Genomic DNA, 5070 nt, shown 5'->3' on the forward strand with positions numbered 1-5070 from the left:
CAAATTTCCTACGCCCACAATAGATAGAGACCGAACTGTCTCACGACGTTCTGAACCCAGCTCGCGTGCCGCTTTAATGGGCGAACAGCCCAACCCTTGGAACCTTCTCCAGCCCCAGGATGCGACGAGCCGACATCGAGGTGCCAAACCATCCCGTCGATATGGACTCTTGGGAATGATCAGCCTGTTATCCCCGGGGTACCTTTTATCCGTTGAGCGATGCCGCGCCCGTGCGCCGGCACCGGATCATTATCTCCGACTTTCGTCCCTGCTCGACCCGTCAGTCTCACAGTCAAGCTCCCTTGTGCGATTACACTCAACACCCGATTGCCAACCGGGCTGAGGGAACCTTTGAGCGCCTCCGTTACTCTTTGGGAGGCAACCGCCCCAGTTAAACTACCCGCCAGGCACTGTTCCCGGCAAGGATGACTTGCCAGGGTTAGATATCCAATGAGAACAGAGCGGTATTTCATATTTCGACTCCGCGCGAACTGGCGTCCGCGCCTCAAAGTCTCCCGCCTATGCTACACAATCCGCACCGAATACCAATACCAAGGTATAGTAAAGGTCCCGGGGTCTTTTCGTCCTTCTGCGCTTAACGAGCATCTTTACTCGTACTGCAATTTCGCCGAGCTCCTGGTCGAGACAGCGGGGAAGTCGTTACGCCATTCGTGCAGGTCGGAACTTACCCGACAAGGAATTTCGCTACCTTAGGATGGTTATAGTTACCACCGCCGTTTACCGGGGCTTAAATTCACCGCTGCACCCGCAAAAACGGGATGACGGATCCTCTTAACCTTCCGGCACCGGGCAGGCGTCAGTGCATATACGGCGACTTGCGTCTTGGCATGCACCTGTGTTTTTGGTAAACAGTCGCTACCCCCTGGCCTGTGCCACCCCGAAACGCTTCGGAACCGCAAGTGAACCTAACGAACCGGGGTCTCCCTTATACCGAAGGCACGGGAGCAATTTGCCGAGTTCCTTGACCAGGATTCGCTCGATCGCCTCGGCATTCTCTGCCTGACCACCTGTGTCGGTTTAGGGTACGGGCGGAATAAAACCTCGCGCCGAAGCTTTTCTTGACGGCACGGTGCGCCGAATATCGAAACAAAAACGTTTCCCATCATCACACCTGAGGAATATAACGCCGGGCGGATTTGCCTGCCCGGCCTCCTGCATGCTTAACCACGGAAAACCACCTCCGCGGACGGCTGCCGCGCCGTGTCACTCCACGCGCTGTCCTACTGCGGGAGAAGATCCCAACGACAAAACAAAAACAAAACCGAAGCCCTGCTCCCGCTCTGACAATGGTTAGTGCCTCCCGTCTCGGATTTGACGGTTTTAAACCGGTAGGAGAATATCAACTCCTTCATCCGTTCGACTACGCCTGTCGGCCTCGCCTTAGGACCCGACTAACCCGGGGACGATGAACGTGGCCCCGGAACCCTTAGTCATCCGGCGGGCGGGATTGTAACCCGCCTCTCGCTACTCATGTCTGCATTCTCACTTCCGCAAAGTCCACAGAAAGCTTGCGCCTCTGCTTCACCCCGTTGCGGAACGCTCTCCTACCCAACCGCCTAAAAAAGCGATTGCCGCGTCTTCGGTGGTGTGCTTGAGCCCCGCTACATTGTCGGCGCGGAATCACTAGACCAGTGAGCTGTTACGCACTCTTTCAAGGATGGCTGCTTCTAAGCCAACCTCCTGGCTGTCAGGGCGACTCCACATCCTTTCCCACTTAGCACACGCTTAGGGACCTTAGACGACGGTCCGGGCTGTTTCCCTTTCGACAGCGAAGCTTATCCCCCGCTGACTCACTGCCGAGATAAACCTGACGGGTATTCGGAGTTCGGTTGCTATTGGTACCCGCAATGGGCCCGCAAGCAGCCGGTAGCTCTACCCCCCGCAGACAATAACTCGACGCTGCACCAAAATGCATTTCGGAGAGAACCAGCTATCACGGAATTTGATTGGCCTTTCACCCCTAACCCAACGTCATCCCCTCAGCTTTCAACCTAAGTGGGTTCGGGCCTCCACGCGGTCTTACCCGCGCTTCACCCTGCACTGGGCTAGATCATCCCGCTTCGGGTCCAGAACACGCGACTGACAACGCCCTGTTAAGACTCGCTTTCGCTACGGCTCCCCCGCACGGGTTAACCTTGCCACGCATCACTGACTCGCAGACTCATTTTTCGATAGGCACGCCGTCACCCCGAAAGGCTCCGACGGATCGTAAGCGCACGGTTTCAGAAACTGTTTCACTCCCCTCCCGGGGTACTTTTCACCTTTCCCTCACGGTACTGGTACGCTATCGGTCACACAGGCATATTCAGGCTTACCCGACGGTCCGGGCAGATTCGCGCGGGATTCCACGAGGCCCGCGCTACTTGGGAAATCCTATACGGAGACAGCATGATTTCGACTACGGGACCTTCACCCTCTTCGGTCAGGAATTCAAACCTGTTCGTCTGTCACGCCGTTTTATCACTCCGCTCCGCGCCGTCGGACGCGGAACAAAAACCCCCACGACACCGAAACCGCAACCCCCGACGGGTATTCCGCAGCTCCGGTTTAGCCGTCATCCGCTTTCGCTCGCCACTACTCACGGAATATCTTTTCCTGCAGGTACTGAGATGTTTCACTTCCCTGCGTACCCCCCGCGCAAACAAGCGCGGTGCCGCCCCATAACAGGCGGCGGGTCTCCCCATTCAGAAATCCTCGGATCAAAGCCCTGTCGGCAGCTCCCCGAGGCTTAACGCAGCCCCACACGTCTTTCATCGGTACTGTGTGCCAAGGCATCCGCCGTGCGCCCTTACCGGCAAAACAGCCGGAAAAAGCCAAGCAACGATTCCAAGACAACAAATCATCACACAAATAGATCACTTAAACGATCGAATCAAAAAACCACGCGCAAAACACAGTCAAAAGAAAGCGTTCCGCGCGAAGCTCGAAACAAAATCACAGCAACGCCGGCACAAAACCGGCATTGCTCGCGTCCACTGTCCAGTTATCAAACCGCAAACCCGCCGCAAAAAACAAGAAACGCAAAAAACGCGCTCCCCGCCTCAAACGGAGGAAACCCTCGCCGAACGAAACGGCTCGGGAACCCAAAAACATGCTCGCACCATGCCCAAGCAAAACCTTCCGCGTCAGCAAGCCCCAAACAAACAAAAAGAAAACAAAATGAGGCAGAAAAACCGGCGCAAACCGCGCCAAAAAAACTCCGTAGAAAGGAGGTGATCCAGCCGCACCTTCCGGTACGGCTACCTTGTTACGACTTAGTCCCAATCGCGAGTCTCACCTTAGACGGCTCCCCCCAAAAAGGTCAGGCCGCCGGCTTCGGGCGCTACCCACTTTCATGACTTGACGGGCGGTGTGTACAAGGCCCGGGAACGCATTCACCGCGGCGTGCTGATCCGCGATTACTAGCGACTCCGCCTTCACGGAGCCGAGTTGCAGGCTCCGATCCGAACTGAGACCGGCTTTAAGGGATTCGCTCCGCGTCGCCGCGTCGCAACCCGCTGTACCGGCCATTGTAGCATGCGTGAAGCCCAGGACGTAAGGGGCATGATGATCTGACGTCATCCCCACCTTCCTCCGAGTTAACCCCGGCGGTCCCCCGTGAGTTCCCGCCATAACGCGCTGGCAACACAGGGCAAGGGTTGCGCTCGTTGCGGGACTTAACCCAACATCTCACGACACGAGCTGACGACGACCATGCACCACCTGTGAAACGGCCCCGAAGGGAAACCCCGTCTCCGGGGCAAACCGAAACATGTCAAGCCCTGGTAAGGTTCTTCGCGTTGCATCGAATTAATCCGCATGCTCCGCCGCTTGTGCGGGCCCCCGTCAATTTCTTTGAGTTTTAGCCTTGCGGCCGTACTCCCCAGGCGGGACGCTTAACGCGTTAGCTCCGACACGGAACCCGCGGAATGGGCCCCACATCCAGCGTCCACCGTTTACGGCGTGGACTACCAGGGTATCTAATCCTGTTCGCTCCCCACGCTTTCGCTCCTCAGCGTCAGTAACGGCCCAGAGACCTGCCTTCGCCATTGGTGTTCTTCCCGATATCTACACATTCCACCGTTACACCGGGAATTCCAGTCTCCCCTGCCGCACTCCAGCCCGCCCGTACCCGGCGCAAATCCACCGTTAAGCAGTGAACTTTCACACCAGACGCGACGAACCGCCTACGAGCCCTTTACGCCCAATAATTCCGGACAACGCTTGCACCCTACGTATTACCGCGGCTGCTGGCACGTAGTTAGCCGGTGCTTATTCGAAAGGTACACTCACAAAAAGCTTGCTCCCCAACAAAAGCGGTTTACAACCCGAAGGCCGTCATCCCGCACGCGGCGTCGCTGCATCAGGCTTTCGCCCATTGTGCAATATTCCCCACTGCTGCCTCCCGTAGGAGTCTGGGCCGTATCTCAGTCCCAATGTGGCCGGTCGCCCTCTCAGGCCGGCTACCCGTCGAAGCCTTGGCAGGCCGTTACCCCGCCAACAAGCTGATAGGACGCGACCCCATCCCGTTCCGGCAAAACCCTTTCCCGGCCAATCATGCGAAAGGCCGGAACATCCGGTATTACCACCCGTTTCCGAATGCTATTCCGGAGAACGGGGCAGGTTAGTCACGCATTACTCACCCGTTCGCCACTCTCACCGCCAAAACCGAAGTTAAAGCGGATCCCGTTCGACTTGCATGTGTTAAGCACGCCGCCAGCGTTCGTCCTGAGCCAGAATCAAACCCTCCACAAAAAACAATATGCGGAAAAGCCCGAAAAAAGCTCTCCAAAAAACAAATTAAAGAAAAAGACAAAACCCGATCCGAAAACCGAACCGGATTCCGCACTTAAACGCGATGCCAATCAAGCCCCCTCGGGCACCCGAAAACCGGGCAGGCACCGCACTGACATCTTACTTAAGCATAAAAAGTAGTACAAACACGCTCTTGAGTTCTCAAACCGCCGCGCCGCAACCGTCCGAAACAACAAGAAACAAGACCCGGCAAAAATCAGAAAAGACTCAAACCGAAACAGTCTCAAACCTTGAAGCCCGGCACCGCAGGGCAGC

General features: G+C 56.6%; 1 protein-coding gene and 2 rRNA genes. All 3 read right to left on the reverse strand.

What is annotated here, in order from left to right; all coding sequences use genetic code 11:
* Nucleotides 1-2823, reverse strand: a 23S ribosomal RNA gene (locus tag ACJMNB_RS08505); the annotation flags it as partial.
* 132 nt (nucleotides 2824-2955) lie between these two features.
* Nucleotides 2956-3213 (reverse strand): hypothetical protein, encoded by a 258-nt coding sequence (locus ACJMNB_RS08510; RefSeq protein ID WP_405341390.1) that lies wholly within the window; start codon nucleotides 3211-3213, stop codon nucleotides 2956-2958.
* Between the two features lie 13 nt (nucleotides 3214-3226).
* Nucleotides 3227-4755: ribosomal RNA gene (locus tag ACJMNB_RS08515) — 16S ribosomal RNA — on the reverse strand.
* Nucleotides 4756-5070 lie beyond the last annotated feature (315 nt).

The sequence above is a fragment of the Fibrobacter sp. genome (assembly GCF_045131395.1).
Classification (GTDB): domain Bacteria; phylum Fibrobacterota; class Fibrobacteria; order Fibrobacterales; family Fibrobacteraceae; genus Fibrobacter.